Source organism: Candidatus Polarisedimenticolaceae bacterium, assembly GCA_036275915.1.
Classification (GTDB): Bacteria; Acidobacteriota; Polarisedimenticolia; order Polarisedimenticolales; family DASRJG01; genus DASRJG01.
Window position 1 is genome coordinate 728,451 of the sequence record DASUCV010000004.1, and the last position, 18,435, is coordinate 746,885.

An 18,435-nucleotide genomic window follows, 5' to 3' on the forward strand; every position below is an offset into this window, starting at 1 on the left:
CGTGAAGGTCGAGGACAAGCGCCACGGGGCGCGCCGCGACGATGAGGACGGCGACAACGGCGAGAACGCCGAGGTCGTGAACGAAGAGCTCGAGACGATGCGCCAGCGCGCGCAGGCGGCCGAGCGAAAGCTCCAAGACGTCCAGGGCGCCTTCGTTGCGGCACGCGCCGATCTGGAAGCGACGCGCGAGCGCCTCCTGCGCGACGCCGATCGCAAGGTCGAGCTGCGCTTCGGGAACGTCGTCGCCGATCTGCTCGATTCGATCGACGATCTCGACCTGGCGATCGAGCACGGCACCGGGATCGACGCGGCGGCTCCGTTCCTGAAGGGCGTCGTGCTCGCACGCGAGCGCTTCCTCGCCGCGCTGCAGAAGGCGGGGATCACCCGAATCGAGCCGTTGAACGAGCCGTTCGATCCGAACGTCGCCGAGGCCGTCGGCATCCTGCCGGTGACCGATCAGGAGCGACACGACGCGGTCCTCCAGGTCGTGCGCTCCGGCTACGCGCTCGGCTCCCGCGTCATCCGTCCCGCGCGCGTCCTCGTCGGCCGGTTCATCGCCGAGGCCTGATGGCCGAACCGCAACGGGGGCTCGGGAGCGCGATCCGCCTCTACGCACGCTTCACCCGGCCCTTCACCCTGCTCCCGCCGCTCCTCGGCGTGATCTCGGGCGCCGTCACGGCGTGGGGATCGGCGTCGAACCCGCAGGTCCTGGCGGGCGAGCCGCGCCGCGTCGCCGCGGCGATCGTGGGCAACGTGCTCCTCGGCTCGCTCTGCGCGGCGCTCTTGAACGCGGCGTCGAACGTCATCAATCAGTACTACGACTTCGAGAACGACCGCATCAACAAGCCGGACCGGCCGCTCATAACCGGCGCGATCTCGATGCGCGCCGGGTTCGTCTACGCGATCGTCCTCTACCTCGTCGCGGTCGTGCCCACGTGGGCCGTCGTCGTCTGGCCGCGGACGGCGTGGGGCGCGAAGCTCGCGGCCCCGCTCCTCGAACATCAGTGCTTCGCGATCTTCCTCCTCGGCATGCTCTTCACGTTCATCTACAGCGCGCCCGCGCTCGGACGCACGAAGGCCGACGCGTTCCTCGCCAACCTCACGATCGCGATTCCGCGCGGCTGCCTCCTCAAGGTGGCCGGCTGGTCGATGGTCGCTTCGGTCTTCCACCTCGAGCCGTGGTTCATCGGCTCGATCTTCTTCCTGTTCCTCGCCGGCGCGGCGTCGACGAAGGACTTCTCCGACATGAAGGGCGACGAGGCAGCCGGCTGCCGGACGCTGCCAATCCGCTTCGGCGTCGTCCGCGCGGCGCGCATGATCGCGCCATTCTTCGTCGTGCCGTGGCTCCTCATGCCGCTCGGTGCGTGGCTTCCGAACCCGTGGTCGCCGGGCCACCACATCCTCACCGGCAATCGCTGGGTCCTCACCGGCCTCGGCTTCGGGCTCTCGCTCTGGGGCGCCTACACCGTCTACCTCATCCTCAAGGATCCCGAGGATCTCGCGAAGGTCGAGAACCATCCCTCGTGGACCCACATGTACTTGATGATGATGGCCGCACAGGTCGGCTTCGCGGCGGCCTACGTCTTCTAGGGACAGTAACCAAGTTTTTCTTACACAGAGGGGACAGCTTCCGAAACTCTTCACTTCGAGTTTCGGAAGCTGTCCCCTCTGTGTAAGAAAAACTTGGTTACTGTCCCGCGAGGGTCGCGAGCAATAGCGCCTTGATCGTGTGCATGCGGTTCTCCGCCTCGTCGAACACGATCGAGCGGTCGGATTCGAAGACGTCCTCGGTGACCTCGAGACCGTCCATGCCGTAGGTCTTGAACAGCTCCTCGCCCTTCGTCGTCTGGCGGTTGTGGAACGCGGGGAGACAGTGCATGAACTTCGCGCCGGGCGTTCCCGTCGCGGCCATGAGAGCGCCGTTGACCTGGTACGGCTTCAAGAGCTCGATGCGCTCGGCCCACTTCTCGGGCGGCTCCCCGAGCGACACCCAGACGTCGGTGTAGACGAAGTCGCAGCCGGCGACCGCCTTCTTCGGATCGTCCGAAAGCGTGAGGCGTGCGCCCGTCTTCGCGGCGAGGGCCTTCGCGCGCGCCACGACCGGCTCTCTCGGCCACAGAGCCTTCGGCGCGCAGAGGCGCACGTCCATACCCATCGCGGCCGCGCCCAGGAGGAGCGAGTTCCCCATGTTGTTCCTCGCGTCGCCGAGGTAGCAGAACGCGATCTCGGCGAGCGCCTTGGGCGAGTGCTCCTCCATCGTCATGAAGTCGGCGAGGATCTGCGTCGGGTGAGAGTCGTCGGTCAGCCCGTTGTAGACCGGCACCCCGGCGTATTTCGCGAGGTCGTCGACGACCGCCTGCGCGAACCCGCGGTACTCGATCGCGTCGTACATGCGCCCGAGGACGCGCGCCGTGTCGGCGATCGACTCCTTGTGTCCGATCTGCGAGCCCGTCGGGTCGAGGTAGGTCACTCCCATCCCGAGGTCGTACGCGGCGACCTCGAACGCGCAGCGCGTGCGCGTGGAGGTCTTCTCGAAGATGAGGCAGATGTTCTTCCCGGCGAGGCGCGTATCGCGCTCGCCGCTCCTCTTCGCCTTCTTGACGGCGTGCGCGAGATCGAGGAGGTGCCGGATCTCGTGGGGGGTGCAGTCGGCGAGCTCGAGCAGGCTTCGATTCGAAAGGTCCACGCGCATCGTGCGTCCACTCCCTGCGCCTTTCAGGCGGCGGGCGATCCTATAACATTCCCATCAATGGCCGCCTTCCGTCCCACACGCGAGACGCCGCTGCGTCTCGTCGCCGATCAGGCCTTCTCGCGCGCCGCCGGCGCGCCGCTCGTCGCCGGGAATGCCGTCCTGCTCCTGAAGGACGCCGCGGAGAACTATCCCGCCTGGCTCGACGCGATCGCCGCGGCGGAGCGCACGGTCTTCTTCGAGATGTACATCGTGGCCGACGACCCGATCGGCCGCGAGTTCCTCGATGCGCTGGTCGCGCGGGCAAAGGCGGGCGTGCGCGTGCGAGTCGTCTACGACTGGCTCGGTTGCCCCGGCAAGATCCTGCCCTCGTTCTGGAGGCCTCTCGTCGCCGCGGGCGGCCAGGTGCGCGTCTTCAACCCGCCCCGCCTCGACTCTCCGCTCGGGTGGCTCCGGCGCAATCATCGCAAGTCGATCTCGGTCGACGGCCGCGTCGCGTTCGTCACCGGTCTCTGCATCGCCGAGACCTGGCGGGGCGATGCCGAAAAGGGCCTGGAGCCGTGGCGCGACACCGGGATCGCGATCCACGGCCCGGCGGTCGCCGACGTCGAGCGCGGCTTCGCGCAGGTCTGGGCGGCGACCGGCCCGCAGCTCGCCAACGACGATCTCGCCGACCCGTCGTCGCTGCCGGCCGCCGGCGACGTCGCCCTGCGCGTCATCGCGAACGCCCCGGCAGCGGGAAGCCTCATGCGGCTCGACCAGCTCGTCGCCTCGATCGCGCGCACGCGGCTGTGGCTCACCGACGCCTACTTCGTCCCGGTCGCCTCCTACGTCCAGACCCTCTGCGCGGCGGCCAGGGACGGCGTCGACGTGCGCCTCCTCCTCCCGGGCACCTCCGACATCCCGATCGTCTCCCCGTTCTCACGCGCGGGGTACCGGCAGCTCCTGGACGCGGGCGTCCGCGTCTTCGAGTGGAACGGCACGATGCTCCACGCCAAGACCGCCGTCGCCGACGGGCGATGGGCGCGCGTCGGGTCGACGAACCTCAACCTCGCGAGCTTCGTCGGCAACTACGAGCTCGACGTCGCCGTCGAGGACGCCGGGTTCGCGGACGTGATGGAGCGGCAATATCGCGAGGACCTCACGCGCGCGACCGAGATCGTGCTGAAGCGCCGGCGGCGCCGCCTGCGACCCCGCCCCGCCGAGCCGAGGCTCGACCGTCCCGCCCCTCCCCGCCGGCACCGCGCCGGCCGCGCCGCGGCCGGCGCGTTCCGCATCGGAAGCGCGGTCGGCGCCGCGATCACCCGCCCGCGCGAGCTGGGGAACGCCGACGGCAAGATCATGACCGCGGCGGCGATGGTCCTCATCATCATCGCGATGGTCGGCTCGCGGTGGCCGAAAGCGCTCGCGTACCCTCTCGCGACGATCGCGGCGTGGTTCGCCGTCTCGTTCCTGCTGCGCTCGTTCCGGAACTGGCGCGACCAGAGATCGCTCGGCGGCTAGCGATCCCGCTTCGCGAATGCCTGGCGCGACAGATGGTTCGACGGGAGGTCGACCAGCGTCCCCAGCATCTCGTCGCCTCGCACGCGGTACGACCAGCGGATGTGGACGGTTTCATTCTGGAAGTCGCCCACCCACGCGTCCTTCGCCGCGTCGTAGGCGAAGTCGATGCTGCCCATCAGAAGTTCCTTCCCGTCGACGATCTTGAAGGCGTCCATCGAAGCGTGAACGGCGTCCTTCGCCGCGATCCTGTAGACGACCGTCTCGTCCTTGCAGGCGGGATGCACGTCATCCTTCACGCACGTCGAGACGCCGCGCCACACCCCTGCGAACGGCGGCGGGTCGGCCGGAAGCGACGCGAGCGACGCGCCGCCCTTCTTGGCGTTCGCCTCGTTCGCCCGGAGAACGCGCAGGAAGTTCCCGCCGGCGACTTTGACCACGTCCTCGTCCTTCCAGCCGCGACGGATCAGCTCCGCGAGGAGCGCCGGATACTTCGAGACGTCCTCGAGCCCCTCGGGCGCGCCGGCGGTCGGGGGAAAGTCGGCGCCGAGCCCGACGTGATCGACGCCGGCGACCTTGCGCACGTACTCGATCTGGTCGGCGACGTCGGCGAGGGTCGCCTTCGGCTCCGGTCCGGCGACCTTCTCGTGCTCGGCCTTCACGCGGTCCAAGGTCGATATCCGCGGATCGAGGAGGACCTCGGGCCACACCGGCGCCCACCACGAGGCGATCTTTCCCGACGCGAAGATCGGGACGAACGCGATCATGACGACACCGTCGTTGGCCGCGAGCTTCGTCAACACGTCGTCGGGAACGTTCCTCGGGTGGTCCGCGAGCGCCTTGGCGCAGGCGTGCGAGAAGATGACCGGGGAGGTCGTGGTCGCGAGGGCGTCGCGCATCGTCTCGGGGGACGCATGCGCGAGGTCGACGATCATCCCGAGGCGATTCATCTCGCGCACGACCTCGCGGCCGAAGTCGGTGAGGCCGTGATGCTTCGGCTCGTCCTGCGCGGCATCGGCCCACGCGAGCGTCTGGTTGTGCACGAGCGCCATCGAGCGGACGCCGAGGTCGTAGTAAGCGCGGAGCGCGCCCAGGGAGTTCTCGATCGCGTGGCCGCCTTCCATCTCGAGGAGCGAGCCGATCTTGCCGGCGGCGTGGGCCCGCACGATGTCCTCGGCGCTCGTGCAGAGGGCGAGATCGTCCGGATACTTGGCGATCAGGCGCCGCGCGAGATCGATCTGCTCGAGCTGCATCCGCGCGAAGCGGCCGTCCTTGAGGTCGCCGGGCACGTAGACCGAAAAGAGCTGCGCCCCGACGCCGCCGGCACGGAGCTTCGGGATGTCGGTGTCCCCCGGCCCCGGCTTCGTCAGATCGACCGCGTCGAGGTCCATCGGCGCCGACTTCCGCTCGTGGATCGCCCACGGGAGGTCGTTGTGGCCGTCGACGAGGATCGCGGTCTTGAGGAGGGTGCGCGCATGGTCGAGCGCCGCGTCGGCGAGCGCCACGGACGAGACGGACGCCGCCAGGATCAAGCTCACGATCCTCATCGCTTCCGCCCCCACGCGAAGTACGGGAGCGGCAAGATCGCCGCGACCGCGGTGAACGCCCACACCTCCCATCCCGAGCCCCACATCAAGATCACCACGACGACGAGACCGACGCACGCGACGGTGGCGGCGCGGGCCCTCTGCGCCGGGCGGAAGCGCTCGGGCGCCTTGCGCACCAGGACGACGAGCGCCAAGCACGTCATCGCGATCGCGACGAGCGCGGTCGCCGTCGAGGCGAGCGCGACGAAGTTGTAGGCCTGGAGGAGCGTATGGGAGAAATACGTCGATGCGAGGAGTGCCGTGAGGAGGCTCGACACCGCGAGCGACCGCACCGGAGCCCCTGTCCTGGGGCTGATGCGTCCCAAGAACGCCGGGAAGTAACCGTCGCGGGCGGCGGCCTGCGGCAGGCGTCCCGCGACGAGGATCCAGCCGTTGAGAACCCCCGCGACCGAGACGAGCGCGGCGATCGTCACGAACGTCTCCCCCGCCGGCCCCAGGACCTGGCGCGCGGCGATCGCGATCGGTGACGGGCTTCCCGCGATCTCGGACGACGGCAGCGCCATCGCGACGGTGAGCGCCACGCCGGCGTAGAGGAGCGCGGCGAGCCCGAACCCGAAGGAGATCGCGCGGCGAATCGTCCGCTTCGCGTCGGTCATCTCCTCGGCGGGGACGGTCGCCGTCTCCGCACCGAGGAACGGCCACGCGACGAGCGCGATCGCGGGGAAGAGCGCGCCCCACCCCTTCGGCGCGAACGGGACGAGGTTGGCCGCCGAGGCGTGCGGGACGAGCAGGATCGCCAGCACGACGAGCGGGACTACCTTGAGGATCGTCGTGATGGTCTGTACGGCGCCGCCCGCGACGACCCCACGGACGTTGACGAGCGTCAGCGCCCAGAGGAGCGCCTGCGCGAGCGCGAACGCCGGGAGCGGATCGCGGAACGCGGGCACGAACACCGCCGCGTAGCCGACGAACGCCGTGATGAACGCCGCGTTCCCGACGACGCACGAGATCCAGTACAGCGTCGAGGTGATCGCGCCCGCGAGCGGGCCGAACGCCGCGGCAGCGTACGCCTGGAGCCCGCCCTGCACCGGATACGCCTCGGCCAGATCCGAGTAGACCGCGTTCAGGCAGAGGTACCCCGCGGCGACGATCGGCCACGCGAGGAGCGACAGAGGCCCCGCCGCATCGGCGAGCGACGCGGGGATGACGTAGATCCCCGAGCCGACGATGTTCCCCGTGACGAGCGCCACGGAGGCGGAGAGACCGAGCCCCCGGACGAGTCTCCCCTCCTCGCGATCGCGCATCGGCGCATTCTAAGGCGCGATAAGCTACCGCCGATGCCCAACCTGATGCTTCTCTTCGCCGGGCTCTGGCTCGCGGTCTCGTCGCCGCACCCCCGCGCCCGCGACCTCGGCGTTCCCTTCGACGGCACGCCGGGACCGTTGAACGCGATCACCGATGTCGCCGGTGTCGAGATCGGCGAGACGACGCTGATCCGGAGCGACGGGCCCCTCTCGGTCCGCACAGGAGTCACCGCGATCCTTCCGCGCGGGAAGGCGAGCCGCGACATGGTCATGGCCGGCTGGTTTCCCTTGAACGGCAACGGCGAGCTGACCGGCACCGCGTGGCTCGACGACTCGGGGTTCTTGAACGGGCCGATCATGCTCACGAACACGCACAGCGTGGGAACAGTCCGCGACGCCGTGATCGCCTGGCGCACGCGGCAGAAGTCTCCGGACGCCGAGGACTACTGGTGGTCGCTGCCGGTCGTCGGCGAGACCGACGACAGCTTCTTGAACGACATGAACGGGTTCCACGTCAAGGCGCCGGACGTCTTCCATGCGATCGAGACCGCCGCGCCGGGTCCGGTCGCGGAGGGGAGCGTCGGCGGCGGCACGGGAACCGTCTGCTTTGAGTTCAAGGGCGGGATCGGCACGGCGTCGCGGCGCGTGAAGGCGGGCGGCGGGTCGTACACCGTCGGCGTGCTCCTCCAGTGCAATTGCGGGCTGCGCCCGCAGCTCACGATCGCAGGCGTGCCGGTCGGTCGCGAGATCCCCGAGAGCCCCGCCTACGAGCACGAGGCGGGCTCGATCCTCGTCGTCCTCGCGACCGACGCGCCGCTCCTCCCGCAGCAGCTCAAGCGGCTCGCGCGCCGCGGCGCCATGGGACTCGCACGCACCGGCAGTATCAGCGGCAACGGCTCGGGAGATCTCTTCATCGCTTTCACGACGGCGAACGTCGCCGATCGCTCGAGCGGTGCTCCCCTCACGGCGAAGTACCTCCCGAACGGCGAGCTCGACCCGCTCTTCGCGGCCGCGGCGCAGGCGACGGAGGAGGCGGTCGTCAACGCGCTCGTCGCCGCGGACACGATGAAGGGGCAGGGCGGCCACGTCGCAATCGGCCTCGACCACGACAAGCTGAAGGCGGCGCTGGCGAAGTACCGCAGGTGAGAGCGTTCCTCGATCGCGCCTGCGCGCGGCGCCCCGAGGCACCGTTCCTCCGTTTCCGCGGCAGCACGTGGAGCTACGCCGATCTCCGCGCGATCACGGACGGCGTCGCCGCGGAGCTGCTCGCGCTCGGCTTCGCACCCGGCGACCGGCTCGCCATGCGCCTCCCGACGTCACCGGCGCACGTCTTCCTCTGGCTTGCGACGGCGAAGGCGGGGATCGTCTCGTGCCCGATCGCGGTCGATCTCGCCCCGCCGGAGGTCGAAGCCACGCTCGCGCATCTCGATCCACGGGGAAGCATCGATCCGTCGGGGACACTGACGATCGGCGGGACGCGCGCCGGCACGCTTGACGCGCTGCTGGCCTCTCGGCGCACCCTCGCAAGCGTCGAGCCGGATGGGATCGCGACGATCCTCACGACGTCGGGGACGACCGGAGCGCCGAAGGCGGCGATGCTTTCGCACCGGATGGCGGTGCTCACCGGCGAGGGTTTCACGACGTGGCTCGGCCTCGGCGAGGGCGACCGGCTCTTCACCTGCCTACCGCTCTCGCACGTCAACGCGCGCTTCTACTCGTGCCTCGGCGCGATCGCCGCCGGCGCGTCCCTCGCCGTCGAAGAGCGATTCTCCGCCTCACGCTTCTGGGCCTGGATGAAGGAGAGCGGCGCCACGGAGGTCAACGTAATCGGCGCGATGCTCAGGATCCTCCTCGAGCGCGAGCCGTCACCTGAGGACCGCGATCACGGCCTCCGGCTCGTCTACGGAGCGCTCGCGCTCGGAGAGCGCGACCACCTCGCGTTCGAGCGCCGCTTCGGCGTGAAGCTCGTGATCGGCTACGGGCTCACGGAGAGCACGTTCGGCTTCATTCATCCGCAGGGCCGGCCGTGCGACCTCGCGTCGATGGGCGAGCCCCGCGGCGGCACCGAGGTCAAGCTCGTCGACGGCGAGATCTGGCTCAGAAACCCAGCGACCTTCTCCGGCTACTTCCGCGACGACGCGGCGACGCGCGAGGCGGTGACGGACGAGGGCTGGCTCAAGACGGGCGATCTCGCGACGGTGGACGCACGCGGCGCCTACACCTTCGCCGGACGCAAGAAGCTCGTCATCCGGCGCCGCGGCGAGAACTTGACGCCCGCCGAGGTCGAATCGGTCCTCGAGCGCCACCCGGCGATTCTCGAGGCTGCGGTCGTCGGCGTCCCGTCCCCCGTCGGCGAGGACGACGTCCAGGCGTGCATCGTCTTCCGTCCCGGTCTTCGCGCCGGCGAGGAGGAGCTCGCCGCGCACTGCGCCACGCATCTCGCGCCGTTCAAGGTGCCGACGCGGTGGCGCGTGATGGATGCGCTGCCGCGCACGCCGACACAGCGCATCGCCTATCACCTGCTGCGCGGAAGCTAGGGGGCGAGCGCGATGCCCGGCGCGGCCGCCTTGCTTGCCGCCGACCAGAACTGCCTGAGTTCGGCGAACGCCGCCGGCTCGAACCGCGTGCGGCTCAGGGTCGCGGTCCAGACGCCGTTCACCGATCCGCCTGAGCGGCCGAAGGTGCTCTCGACCGCCCATCCGTCTCCCGCGAGCTTCTGTGCCGTGGGAATCGACGCGGCGTCGGGCAGGCCCTTCACCGTCGTCTCGCGGCGCAGCTCGACCGGGTAGGGATAGAGCACCGGCAGCGTGCGACGAGTCAACGGCACGCGGTCGATGTCGTACGTGGCCCCCGGAAAGAGCCAGTAGGCGTTCTCCTGGAGCGACGGCGCCCCGGAGGGGAGCGCGAGGCTGATCGTCTCGACGAAGGCGCCGTCCTTGTCCTCCGCCGTCACCGCGTAGTCCTTCACCTCCGCACCGGGCCACGCCTTGCGGATCTCCGACTCGGCGGCCTCCCGGCGGTCCTTGAAGGACCTCGCGTTGCGGTCGCGCTCGCGTTCGGCAGGGCCCCCGTAGAACCGCGACACGCGCGTGACGGCCACCGAATGGCCGGCGTCGATCGTGACCGTGTCGGTGCGCATGATGCGATGCCAGTCCGGCTTCGCCGCGGGGAGCGTGACGAGAACGCCCTTTCCGTCGACGACGAGGAGTCCCGTCTTCCCCGCGAGATTGTCGGGAAGCGTCCCCGGCCACGCCCGCTCGTCGGTCGCGTCGAGGACGAGGAGAGTGCCCGCGGGCGGCGCCTCCACGATTCCGGAGGCGATCTCCGGCGGAACGGCGGCGTCCTTCGGCCATGCGACGGCGATGACGAAATGATCGAACGATCCGAGCGCGGGGACGTCGGGAGCGACGGTGTACGGGTTCGTCGCGTGGATCAGGACCGGGTACGACGCGTAGCCCGCGACGGCGAGCGCCGCGCGCAGGAGCGTCCCCTTGTCCTTGCAGTCGCCGTAGAGCCCCTTGAGCACGTCGGCGGCGAAGTGCGGCTGGTAGCCGCCGATCCCCACCTCGCGCGCCACGTAGCGCACACGGTCGCGCACGAGGAGCGTGACCGCGCGGATGCGATCGAGCGGCGCCGGACCGGCTTGCGCCAGGGCCTTCTCGACCGCCGCTTTGATGTCGTCGCTCGCGGCGTCCCGGCCGCTCGCGAGCTGCTGATACCAGCCGCCGACGGCGCTCCAGTCGGCGAACGCCGGGCTCGACGCTGTCGTGCCGCTCGGCGGCACGAACGCAAGAACGAGGCGAGGCCCGAGGTCGGTGGGAACGGGGGCGAGCGCGTCCTCACGCTGCGGCATGAGATCGCGCTGCTCGAACGTGAAGACGTTCCCGTCGCGCGCCGGTGCGGGGCCGGCCGCCGGAAGCCACGAGTGCTTGAGCCCCCAGCCCGCCGGCAGCTCGACGGAGTAGCGTGCGAGCGCGATCGGCGAGCCGTCGTAGAACGACTCGACGTCGGTGAGCGCGTAGGGATGGCTCTCGGCTTCGAACTCGTAGATGAGGAGGCTCCCCCGCTTGATCCCCTCGAGGGCGACGACGCGCGCCTTCGCGTCGGTCAGGAATTCTTGCGAGAGCGTCAGGTCGATCGCGCCGCCGGTGTTGCGCTCGGCGTGCTCGCCGGGCGGCACGTGCCAGCCCTTCGACTTCTTGACCTTCGTCGTGTCGTCGAAGGCGAACGATCCGAAGGTGCGATCGTCGACGCGGTTGCTCAGAACCTGGATCACCTTTCGCCGCCGCACGCGCCATGTCGTGCCGTCGGGCGACACGACGATGCTCGTCTCGAGGAGGAGCGTACGTTGCGGCCAGTCGGGCACGCCGTCGGGCAACGCGGGAGCGGGCACGGTCACGGCCTTCGCCCAGTCGGGGATCCCCGCGTCGGCCCTGAACGCGAGGCCGAGGACGCATGCGGCGAGGAAGAGTCGTCTCACGGCTTCCCCCCTTGGCGCTCGAACGCGAGCATCGTCTGATCGGCCTTGCGGACGCTCGCGAAGTACGCGCGGAGGCCGTCGTACTCGGGCGGCTTCGCGATGAGGACGGTCAGGGCGAACGCGCGATCGACGTGATAACCGGTCGCGGTCTTCGTGACGGAGAGCTGATAGCGGCCGTACTGCGAGTCGAGCGTCACCGGCGCCGGCGGATCCTTCGGGACGAAGCCGTGCGGCGCCTCCACGTCGATCGCGAGGATGTCGAGCTTCGGATAGTCGAAGATGATCGGGTGAACCCGCTTCGCGGCGGGAAAGTCGGGAGTCTCCGGCCACCACGGGCCGCTCATCGGGAGGCTGTAGCGCGCGATCGCGCCGTCGAGATTCGTGTCGGACATCTCGAGGTCGCAGGCGATCTGGAACGGTCCGGAAGCCTCGGTGAGACCCGGCAGCTCCGCCGCGGTCACCTCGCTGCGGCCCTCGGCGCCGCAGATCTCGTCGAGCTTCTCCTTCCTCTCGCGCGTGTCGAGGTCGCGCAGCCAGATCCGGAAGCCGGTGCCGTAGGCGCCGATCGCGGTCCGCGACCACTGGGCGACCATCGATTCGTTGTCGTCCGAGAACTTCAGCTTGACGTGCGTGTCCGCGCGGTTCAGCGCCGGCGACGTCGGCGGGATGAGCACCGAGCCGCTGCCCTTCGGCGTGCAGAGGAGCGCATTCGCGCCGGTCGCGCGCCAGGGCACCTCGCCGTAAGGGAGGGTCGAGCCGGCATCGACGAAGACGAGCTTGCCGTCCGGCTCGCCGGGGGCGCGAACGGCGACGAACGAGTAGCCGAACTGCTCGAACGTCTTGAGCGCCTTGTTCCAGTACCGGTCGGTCCGGTCGACCGCGAAGACCACGTCCGCCTCGGCGCCGAGCGCGCGCGCCATCCCCGCGAAGAGGTAGTCGAGCTGGCGCGGCGATCCTTCCTTCGCCCTGAGGACCGTCTTGGCGTTGTACGCGTCGTTGTTTTTGCGGTCCTCCGCCTCTGCCTCCTCGGCGCTCTTGAGGAGCGTGTTCTTCACGTTCGCGCCGATCCAGTCGTACGCGGCGCGGAGCTTGTCTTCGAGCGGCGCCGACTGAGGGAGCTTCAAGCCTTCGAGCACCTCGCGGATCGCGCCGCCGTTGCCGATGAACGACTTGAGCTGGGTCTCCATCCGCTTGGCGCGCAGGTCCCAGTACTCCTGCGCCGTCGGATCGGCGGTCGTGTAGTAGAAGATCACGGAGGCGCGCGCCTCGTGGTCCGGGGGCATCTTCGGCTCGATGGGGACCGTGTCCAGGTCGTGGCCGGTCACGAGGACCGAGCCGGAGTCGTGCTTGGCGCCGATGGGGAGCCCCTCCGCGCGCGACAGCACGTACGCGGCCGGATAGTACTTGCTCGGCACCCAGCGGTAGCGGAACGCGCGTACCGGCCAGTCGGTCTGGAGGAAGACGTGCGTCATCTGCTGGAACCCGTCCTGCTCGATGAGGTAGCCGTAGTCGATGACGCAGCCCGGCACGACCCCCGGGAGCGAGCCGCGAAGCTCGCGGAAGTCAGCGCTGCTCGTCTTTGCCACCGACTGGCTCTTCAGCTCGTCCTCGCGCAGCTCGAGGACGTTCCCGTCCGGCAGGATCGTGCGCCCCCACCACTTCTTCAGGCTCGAGTTCCCCTTCTCGAACGGGATCGCCACGTCGGCGAGGCCCCGTCCCTCGGCGGAGAGGATCTTCGCGCGGACGTGCCGGCCGATCTGCGAGTTGGTGCCGTGATTGTCGTCGCGCTCGGTCTCGTCGATCAGGATGACCCCGTGCTGGATCCCCTTCGCCGGATCGGCGGCGATCTCTTTCTCGGGCCCCGACATCGCGATGGAACCGGGGCTGATCTCGATGTCGGTGGTCGTTCCTGCGAACGAAGGCAACGCCGTCACCAGGACGGCGAAGAGGACGGCGGCGGCTTTCATGACCCCCCCCTTCAGGACAGCGCGCCGATCAGCTCCGACACCGTACCGAGTCCCCCTGCGAGATCGTTCTCCTCGATGCACAGAGGAGGCGCGACGAAGACGAAGTTCCAGCGCGTGGACAAATGGATACCACGAGCCAGGGCGTCGTGCGCCAGTTTCTTCGCGACATGTTCGGTCGTGAGGCCCGAGAGCTCGATGACCCCGTAGAGGCCGAGGCTGCGGACGTCGCCGACGGCCCCGTGCTTCGCAATCGCCGCGAGGCGCTCGGCGAGGAAGAGGTCGAGGCGGTCGGACCGCTCGACGAGCCCTTCCTCCTTCATCACCTCGAGGGTCGCGAGCCCGGCCGCGAGCGAGACGGGGTGCGCTGCGTGGGTGAGACCCGTGACCAGGGGATTCTTCTCGAAGTGCGCCGCGATCCGCTCGCTCACCGCGACGGCCCCGAGTGGTGCGTGGCCGCTCGTGATCGCCTTCCCCATCGTGATCATGTCGGGCGTCACGCCCCAGCGCTCGAACGCGAACCACCGCCCGGTGCGGCCGAACCCGGTGAGCACCTCGTCGAAGATCAGGAGGATCCCGTGGCGGTCGCAGATCTCGCGCAGGCGCGGCAGATACTCGGGAGGTCCCCAGAAGGCGCCGTTCGTGCCCACGACCGGCTCGACGAGGACCGCGGCGATCGTGCCGGGCCCTTCCGCGCGGATCACCTCGTCGACGTGGTCGATGCACGGCCGCCGGCATGTGTCGGGCGTCCAGCCGAACGGGCAGCGGTAGCAGTAGGGGTCGAGGACGCGCACGACCCCGGGTATCACCGGCTCGAACGGGAGGCGGCGCGGGTCGCCGGTCGCCGCGAGCGCGCCGAGCGTCGCGCCGTGGTAGCTGCGGTGGCGGGTCACGATCTTCGGCCGGCCGGTGACGAGGCGCGCGATCTTGATCGCGTGCTCGTTCGCGTCGGCGCCGCCGAGCGTGAAGAGGAACTTGCCGAGACCGTCGGGCACGACGGAGGCGAGCGCTTCTCCGTACCGGCCGCGGATCTCCGTCGCCATCGCGGGACCTGCGGCGGGCAGCGTCGCCGCCTGCGCCGCGATCGCCGCGGCGATCTTCGGGTGGTGGAGCGCCGCGGAGGCGTTCATCACGAGCGACGCGAGATCGAGGATGCGGCGGCCCTTCCCGTCCGTGAAGTGCGCCCGCTCCGCGGAGACGATCTCGATCGGATCGAGCCCGCCCTGCGCCGACCAGGTGAAGAGTGTGTGGCGGAGGCTCTTCTCCGCCCCGGTCATCGCACGATCGTCCGGCTCTGCTCGCGGAGGAACTGCTGCACGTACCAGGGGCCGCAGCCGCCCTTGCCGGTCGAGCCGGACGCCTTCCAGCCGCAGAACGACTGAACGCCCGGCCACGCGCCGGTCGTGGCGCCGGTGCGGCGGTTCGCGTAGACGACGCCGGCCTCGATCCTGTCGAAGAACGTCTTGACCTCGTCCTCGTCCTCGCTGAAGACGCCGGCGGTGAGGCCGTACTCGGTGTCGTTCGCGCGCATGATCGCCTCGTCGAGCGTGCCGAACGAGTCGACGGCGAGGAACGGCACGAACAGCTCGTCGCGCCAGAGGCGGTGGCTGCCGTGGAGGCGCTCGGCGACGACCGGGGCGACGAAGTGGCCGCGCGCGAGGGCGGGATCTTGGGGGATCTTCCCTTCGAAAACGAGGTGCCCGTCGCGCCGGGCCTCGGCGACCGCGGCGGCGTGCGTCGCCTTCGCCTTCGCCGTGATGACCGGTCCCATGTAGGTGCCGCGGTGCGTCGGATCGCCGACCGCCAGCGTCTTCGCAACCTCGACGAGACGCTCGAGGAACTCGCCGTGAACCTCGCGAGCGACGAACGCGCGCGAGCAGGCGCTGCACTTCTGGCCGCCGTACCCGAACGCGGAGCGCGCGATCCCCTCCGCGGCCTTCTGGAGATCGGCGCGGCGCGTCACGATCGCGGGGTTCTTGCCGCCCATCTCGACGATGACCGGCTTGGGCCACCTCTTCGAGAAGCGCCGGTGGAGGTCGAGCCCGACCTCCTTCGACCCGGTGAACACGATGCCGTCGAAGCGATCGCCCTGGAACGCCTCGCCGAGCGCACCGCCCTTCCCCGTGATGAATTGGAACGCGCCTGCCGGAACGCCGGCGCCGGTCAAGATCTCGTAGAGGCGGAGGCCGGTGAGCGGAGCGTCGGACGACGGCTTGAACACGACCGTGTTGCCGGCGACGAGCGCGCCGCCCGCCATGCCGGCCGCGAGGGCGAGCGGGAAGTTGAACGGCGCGACGACGGCGAAGACGCCGTGCGGCCTCAGCACCGAGCGCGTGTCCTCGCCGGGGAGCAGGCGGTCGAGCGGCTTCTCGAACCCGTTGGCCTCCTCCATCTGCGCGGCGTAATAGCGGAAGAGGTCCGCGGCCTCTTCCGCGTCGCCCATCGCCTCGAGACGGTTCTTGCCGACCTCGAGGCTCATGAGCGCGGCCAGCTCGCTCCGCCGCGCCGAGATCGTCTCGGCGGCCGCGCGCAGGATCGCGACACGCTCGGGCCACGGGCGCGATCCCCAGTCGAGGAACGCGCGGCGCGCCCCGGTGATCGCATCGCCCACATCCTCCGCCGTCGCGGACGCGAACCGGCCGACGACGAGCGACGCGTCGCCCGGCGAGAGATCGTCGAACGCTGCGCGGCCCTCGCCGCGCGCGCTTCCGTCGATGAAGAACGGGTGCGTCGCGCCGAGCGTGCGCCTCACGCGCTGGACGGCGGCATCGTAGGCGGCGTTCGCCTCGTCGTTGCCGGCGAGCGTGACGTAGGTGACCTTCGATGCGGGAGGCGAAGCGCCCATGGCGGTGAGGGTAACATGCGCGCTTTCGCGTTGGAGGCCGCCCGATGCCGCTCGCCGCTCTCGTCCTCGCCGCCGCCCTCGCCGCCGCGTCGCGGCGCCCGATGACCCCCGAGGACACCTATCACCTGAAGGGTGTCTCCGCGCTCGAGGTCTCGCCGGACGGGAAGAAGATCGCCTACACGCTCGAGATCACCGACCGCGAGAGCGACGCGTTCAAGGACGAGCTGTGGATCGCCGATGCTTCGGGGAGCGGGGCGAAGCGTCTCTGCCGCTCCGAGGACTCGTGCTCCGATCCGAAGTTCTCACCGGACGGCTCGCGCCTCGCCTATCTCTCCGACCGCAAGGACGGCACGCAGCTCTGGGTCGCGAAGGTCGGCGAGGGGCGCGGCCGCGCCGTCACCGATATCGCCGAGTCGATCGGCGAGCTCGACTGGTCCCCCGACGGATCCAAGATCGTCTTCGAGAGGGACGACGCCTACGTGAGGAAGCGTCCGCCGGGCGCCCCCGCTCCCGCGACGAAGGGCGAGTCGTCCTCGCTCAGCGGCGCCGACGAGCGAAAAGAAGACACCGCTCCCTACGTCATCCATCGCACGCAGATCCAGCAGGACGGCGTCGGCTTCCTCGAGGACCGCTACACGCACCTCTGGGTCGTCTCGGTCTCCGGCGGGACGCCGAGGCAGATCACGCGCGGATCGCAGGACGACGGCGAGCCGCGCTGGTCGCCGACCGGCGAGTGGATCGCCTTCGTCTCGAACCGGAACGCCGACCCCGACGCGTCCGACGACACCGACATCTGGATCGTGAAACCGGACGGCGGCCCGGTGAAGCGCGTCAGCTCGAACGCGGGACCGGACGAGGCGCCGGTCTGGTCGCACAAGGGCGACCGGATCGCCTTCGTCGGCGCGATGCGCGCGAACGACGCCTATCAGACGAACCGCATCATGGTCGTCCCGGTCGAAGGCGGGCCGGCGTGCGATCTCTCGGCGGCGCTCGACAACTGGGTCGCCTCCGACGACTACGCGATCGGATCGGGAAAGCTCGCACGCCTCCTCTGGTCACCCGACGACGCGACGATCCACGCGGTCTTCGACCGGAAAGGCGCGACGTGGGTCGCGGCGATCCCGTCGGCCGGCGGCGAGTCGAAGGAGATCCTCGGCGGCTCGAAGGTCTACGGGCTCGTCCGCCGCGCCGGGCCACGCCTCTTCTTCACCGTCTCCACGACGACGTCGTTCGGCGAGCTGTGGACGGCGAACGTCGACGGCGCCGGCGCGCACGCGATCGTCCGGCCCAACGGTGAGCTGTTCGACGGACTCGAGCTGTCCGTCCCCTCGAAGCTCGAGGCGAAGAACAAGGCCGGCGACACGATCGACGCGTGGCTCTACCCGCCGCTCGATCTCGACCCGGCGAAGAAGTACCCGCTCGTCCTCTACGTTCACGGCGGGCCCCAGGGGTACGACGGCGAGTACTTCGACAGCGGCCTCGAGAACGAGATCTTCCCGGGTCACGGCTGGGCGGTGCTCCGCGTCAACTACCGCGGCAGCACGTCGTACGGCGAGGCCTTCTGCAAGGCGATCGAAGGCGACTGGCACAGCCGCGAGTTCGAAGACCTGATGGCCGCGCTCGACGCCGCAATCGCGAAGAACCCGTGGATCGACGGCACGCGCCTCGGTATCGGCGGCTGGTCGTACGGCGGGATCATGACGATCTGGACGGTCGCGCACACCGAGCGCTTCAAGGTCGGCGTCCCCGAGCGCTTCGAGATCGACTACCTCTCGTGCTACGGCACCGACCAGTGGCAAACTCAGTACGTCACCGAGTTCGGCAAGCCCTGGGAGAACGCCGACAAGTACCGCGCCGTCTCACCGGTCACCTTCATCACCCACATCAAGACGCCGCTCTTCCTGATCGCCGACGAGAAGGACGGCAACTGCCCCGTCTCCCAGGCGATGCAGTTCTACCAGCGCCTCCGCCTCATGGGGATGAAGACCGAGCTCGTCGTCTACCCCGACGAGTCGCACACGATGTCGATGCCGTCGCACTACGTCGACCGGCTCTACCGGCTCCTCGACTGGTTCGGGCGGTACCTGGACGCGAAGTAGCGCTCCC

At 69.8% G+C, this 18,435-nt stretch carries 13 protein-coding genes; 6 read left to right on the forward strand and 7 right to left on the reverse strand.

From position 1 onward, the window contains the following. Position 1 precedes the first annotated feature (1 nt). Together grpE and VFV19_05495 are read left to right on the forward strand one after the other, a co-directional pair. Positions 2-568 carry a nucleotide exchange factor GrpE gene (gene grpE, locus VFV19_05490; protein ID HEX4823742.1) on the forward strand — a complete coding sequence of 189 codons (567 nt, stop codon included), beginning with the start codon at positions 2-4 and terminating at the stop codon, positions 566-568. Further along, positions 568-1,590, forward strand: coding sequence for a UbiA family prenyltransferase (locus VFV19_05495; GenBank protein ID HEX4823743.1), 1,023 nt, complete (start codon positions 568-570; stop codon positions 1,588-1,590). The genes grpE and VFV19_05495 overlap by 1 nt, the downstream gene beginning before the upstream one ends. Positions 1,591-1,687: 97 nt before the next feature. On the opposite strand, the gene argF is transcribed toward VFV19_05495, so the two are convergent. Next, positions 1,688-2,692, reverse strand: a complete 1,005-nt coding sequence (argF, locus tag VFV19_05500) for an ornithine carbamoyltransferase (protein ID HEX4823744.1) — start codon at positions 2,690-2,692, stop codon at positions 1,688-1,690. Positions 2,693-2,749: 57 nt separating this feature from the next. On the opposite strand from argF, the gene VFV19_05505 reads away from it, so the two are divergent. Continuing rightward, the gene (locus tag VFV19_05505) at positions 2,750-4,192 is read left to right on the forward strand and encodes a phospholipase D-like domain-containing protein (protein ID HEX4823745.1); all 1,443 of its coding nucleotides are present in this window, start codon (positions 2,750-2,752) and stop codon (positions 4,190-4,192) included. On the opposite strand, the gene VFV19_05510 is transcribed toward VFV19_05505, so the two are convergent. Continuing rightward, a complete protein-coding gene (locus VFV19_05510; GenBank protein HEX4823746.1) occupies positions 4,189-5,727 on the reverse strand; it encodes a dipeptidase in 1,539 nt (512 codons plus the stop codon). The two genes, VFV19_05505 and VFV19_05510, sit on opposite strands and share 4 nt — an antisense overlap. A gap of 5 nt (positions 5,728-5,732) precedes the next feature. Then, entirely contained in the window at positions 5,733-7,040 is a 1,308-nt protein-coding gene (locus VFV19_05515; protein ID HEX4823747.1) for an amino acid permease, read from the reverse strand. Between the two features lie 33 nt (positions 7,041-7,073). Between VFV19_05515 and VFV19_05520 the strand changes: the two genes are divergently transcribed. Beyond that, a complete protein-coding gene (locus VFV19_05520) occupies positions 7,074-8,186 on the forward strand; it encodes a P1 family peptidase (protein ID HEX4823748.1) in 1,113 nt (370 codons plus the stop codon). Further along, a complete protein-coding gene (locus VFV19_05525) occupies positions 8,183-9,577 on the forward strand; it encodes an AMP-binding protein (GenBank protein ID HEX4823749.1) in 1,395 nt (464 codons plus the stop codon). The genes VFV19_05520 and VFV19_05525 overlap by 4 nt, the downstream gene beginning before the upstream one ends. On the opposite strand, the gene VFV19_05530 is transcribed toward VFV19_05525, so the two are convergent. From VFV19_05530 to VFV19_05545, 4 genes are read right to left on the reverse strand one after another with little or no spacing between them, the layout of a single operon-like run. Further along, the gene (locus VFV19_05530; GenBank protein HEX4823750.1) at positions 9,574-11,520 is read right to left on the reverse strand and encodes a DUF3857 domain-containing protein; all 1,947 of its coding nucleotides are present in this window, start codon (positions 11,518-11,520) and stop codon (positions 9,574-9,576) included. The two genes, VFV19_05525 and VFV19_05530, sit on opposite strands and share 4 nt — an antisense overlap. Further along, positions 11,517-13,487, reverse strand: a complete 1,971-nt coding sequence (locus VFV19_05535) for a DUF3857 domain-containing protein (GenBank protein HEX4823751.1) — start codon at positions 13,485-13,487, stop codon at positions 11,517-11,519. The genes VFV19_05530 and VFV19_05535 overlap by 4 nt, the downstream gene beginning before the upstream one ends. Before the next feature lie 11 nt (positions 13,488-13,498). Then, positions 13,499-14,761 (reverse strand): aminotransferase class III-fold pyridoxal phosphate-dependent enzyme, encoded by a 1,263-nt coding sequence (locus VFV19_05540; GenBank protein HEX4823752.1) that lies wholly within the window; start codon positions 14,759-14,761, stop codon positions 13,499-13,501. After that, positions 14,758-16,329 carry an aldehyde dehydrogenase family protein gene (locus tag VFV19_05545; GenBank protein ID HEX4823753.1) on the reverse strand — a complete coding sequence of 524 codons (1,572 nt, stop codon included), beginning with the start codon at positions 16,327-16,329 and terminating at the stop codon, positions 14,758-14,760. The genes VFV19_05540 and VFV19_05545 overlap by 4 nt, the downstream gene beginning before the upstream one ends. Before the next feature lie 44 nt (positions 16,330-16,373). On the opposite strand from VFV19_05545, the gene VFV19_05550 reads away from it, so the two are divergent. Continuing rightward, a complete protein-coding gene (locus VFV19_05550; protein HEX4823754.1) occupies positions 16,374-18,428 on the forward strand; it encodes a S9 family peptidase in 2,055 nt (684 codons plus the stop codon). Positions 18,429-18,435 lie beyond the last annotated feature (7 nt).

What these genes read in the sequence shown, in the direction of transcription:
- argF (HEX4823744.1), bottom strand. Translation starts at nt 2,692, where the DNA reads ATGCGCGTGGACCTTTCGAATCGAAGCCTGCTCGAGCTCGCCGACTGC.
- VFV19_05545 (HEX4823753.1), bottom strand. Translation starts at nt 16,329, where the DNA reads ATGGGCGCTTCGCCTCCCGCATCGAAGGTCACCTACGTCACGCTCGCC.
- VFV19_05550 (HEX4823754.1), top strand. Translation starts at nt 16,374, where the DNA reads ATGCCGCTCGCCGCTCTCGTCCTCGCCGCCGCCCTCGCCGCCGCGTCG.
- VFV19_05505 (HEX4823745.1), top strand. Translation starts at nt 2,750, where the DNA reads ATGGCCGCCTTCCGTCCCACACGCGAGACGCCGCTGCGTCTCGTCGCC.
- VFV19_05535 (HEX4823751.1), bottom strand. Translation starts at nt 13,487, where the DNA reads ATGAAAGCCGCCGCCGTCCTCTTCGCCGTCCTGGTGACGGCGTTGCCT.
- VFV19_05515 (HEX4823747.1), bottom strand. Translation starts at nt 7,040, where the DNA reads ATGCGCGATCGCGAGGAGGGGAGACTCGTCCGGGGGCTCGGTCTCTCC.
- VFV19_05495 (HEX4823743.1), top strand. Translation starts at nt 568, where the DNA reads ATGGCCGAACCGCAACGGGGGCTCGGGAGCGCGATCCGCCTCTACGCA.
- VFV19_05520 (HEX4823748.1), top strand. Translation starts at nt 7,074, where the DNA reads ATGCCCAACCTGATGCTTCTCTTCGCCGGGCTCTGGCTCGCGGTCTCG.
- VFV19_05540 (HEX4823752.1), bottom strand. Translation starts at nt 14,761, where the DNA reads ATGACCGGGGCGGAGAAGAGCCTCCGCCACACACTCTTCACCTGGTCG.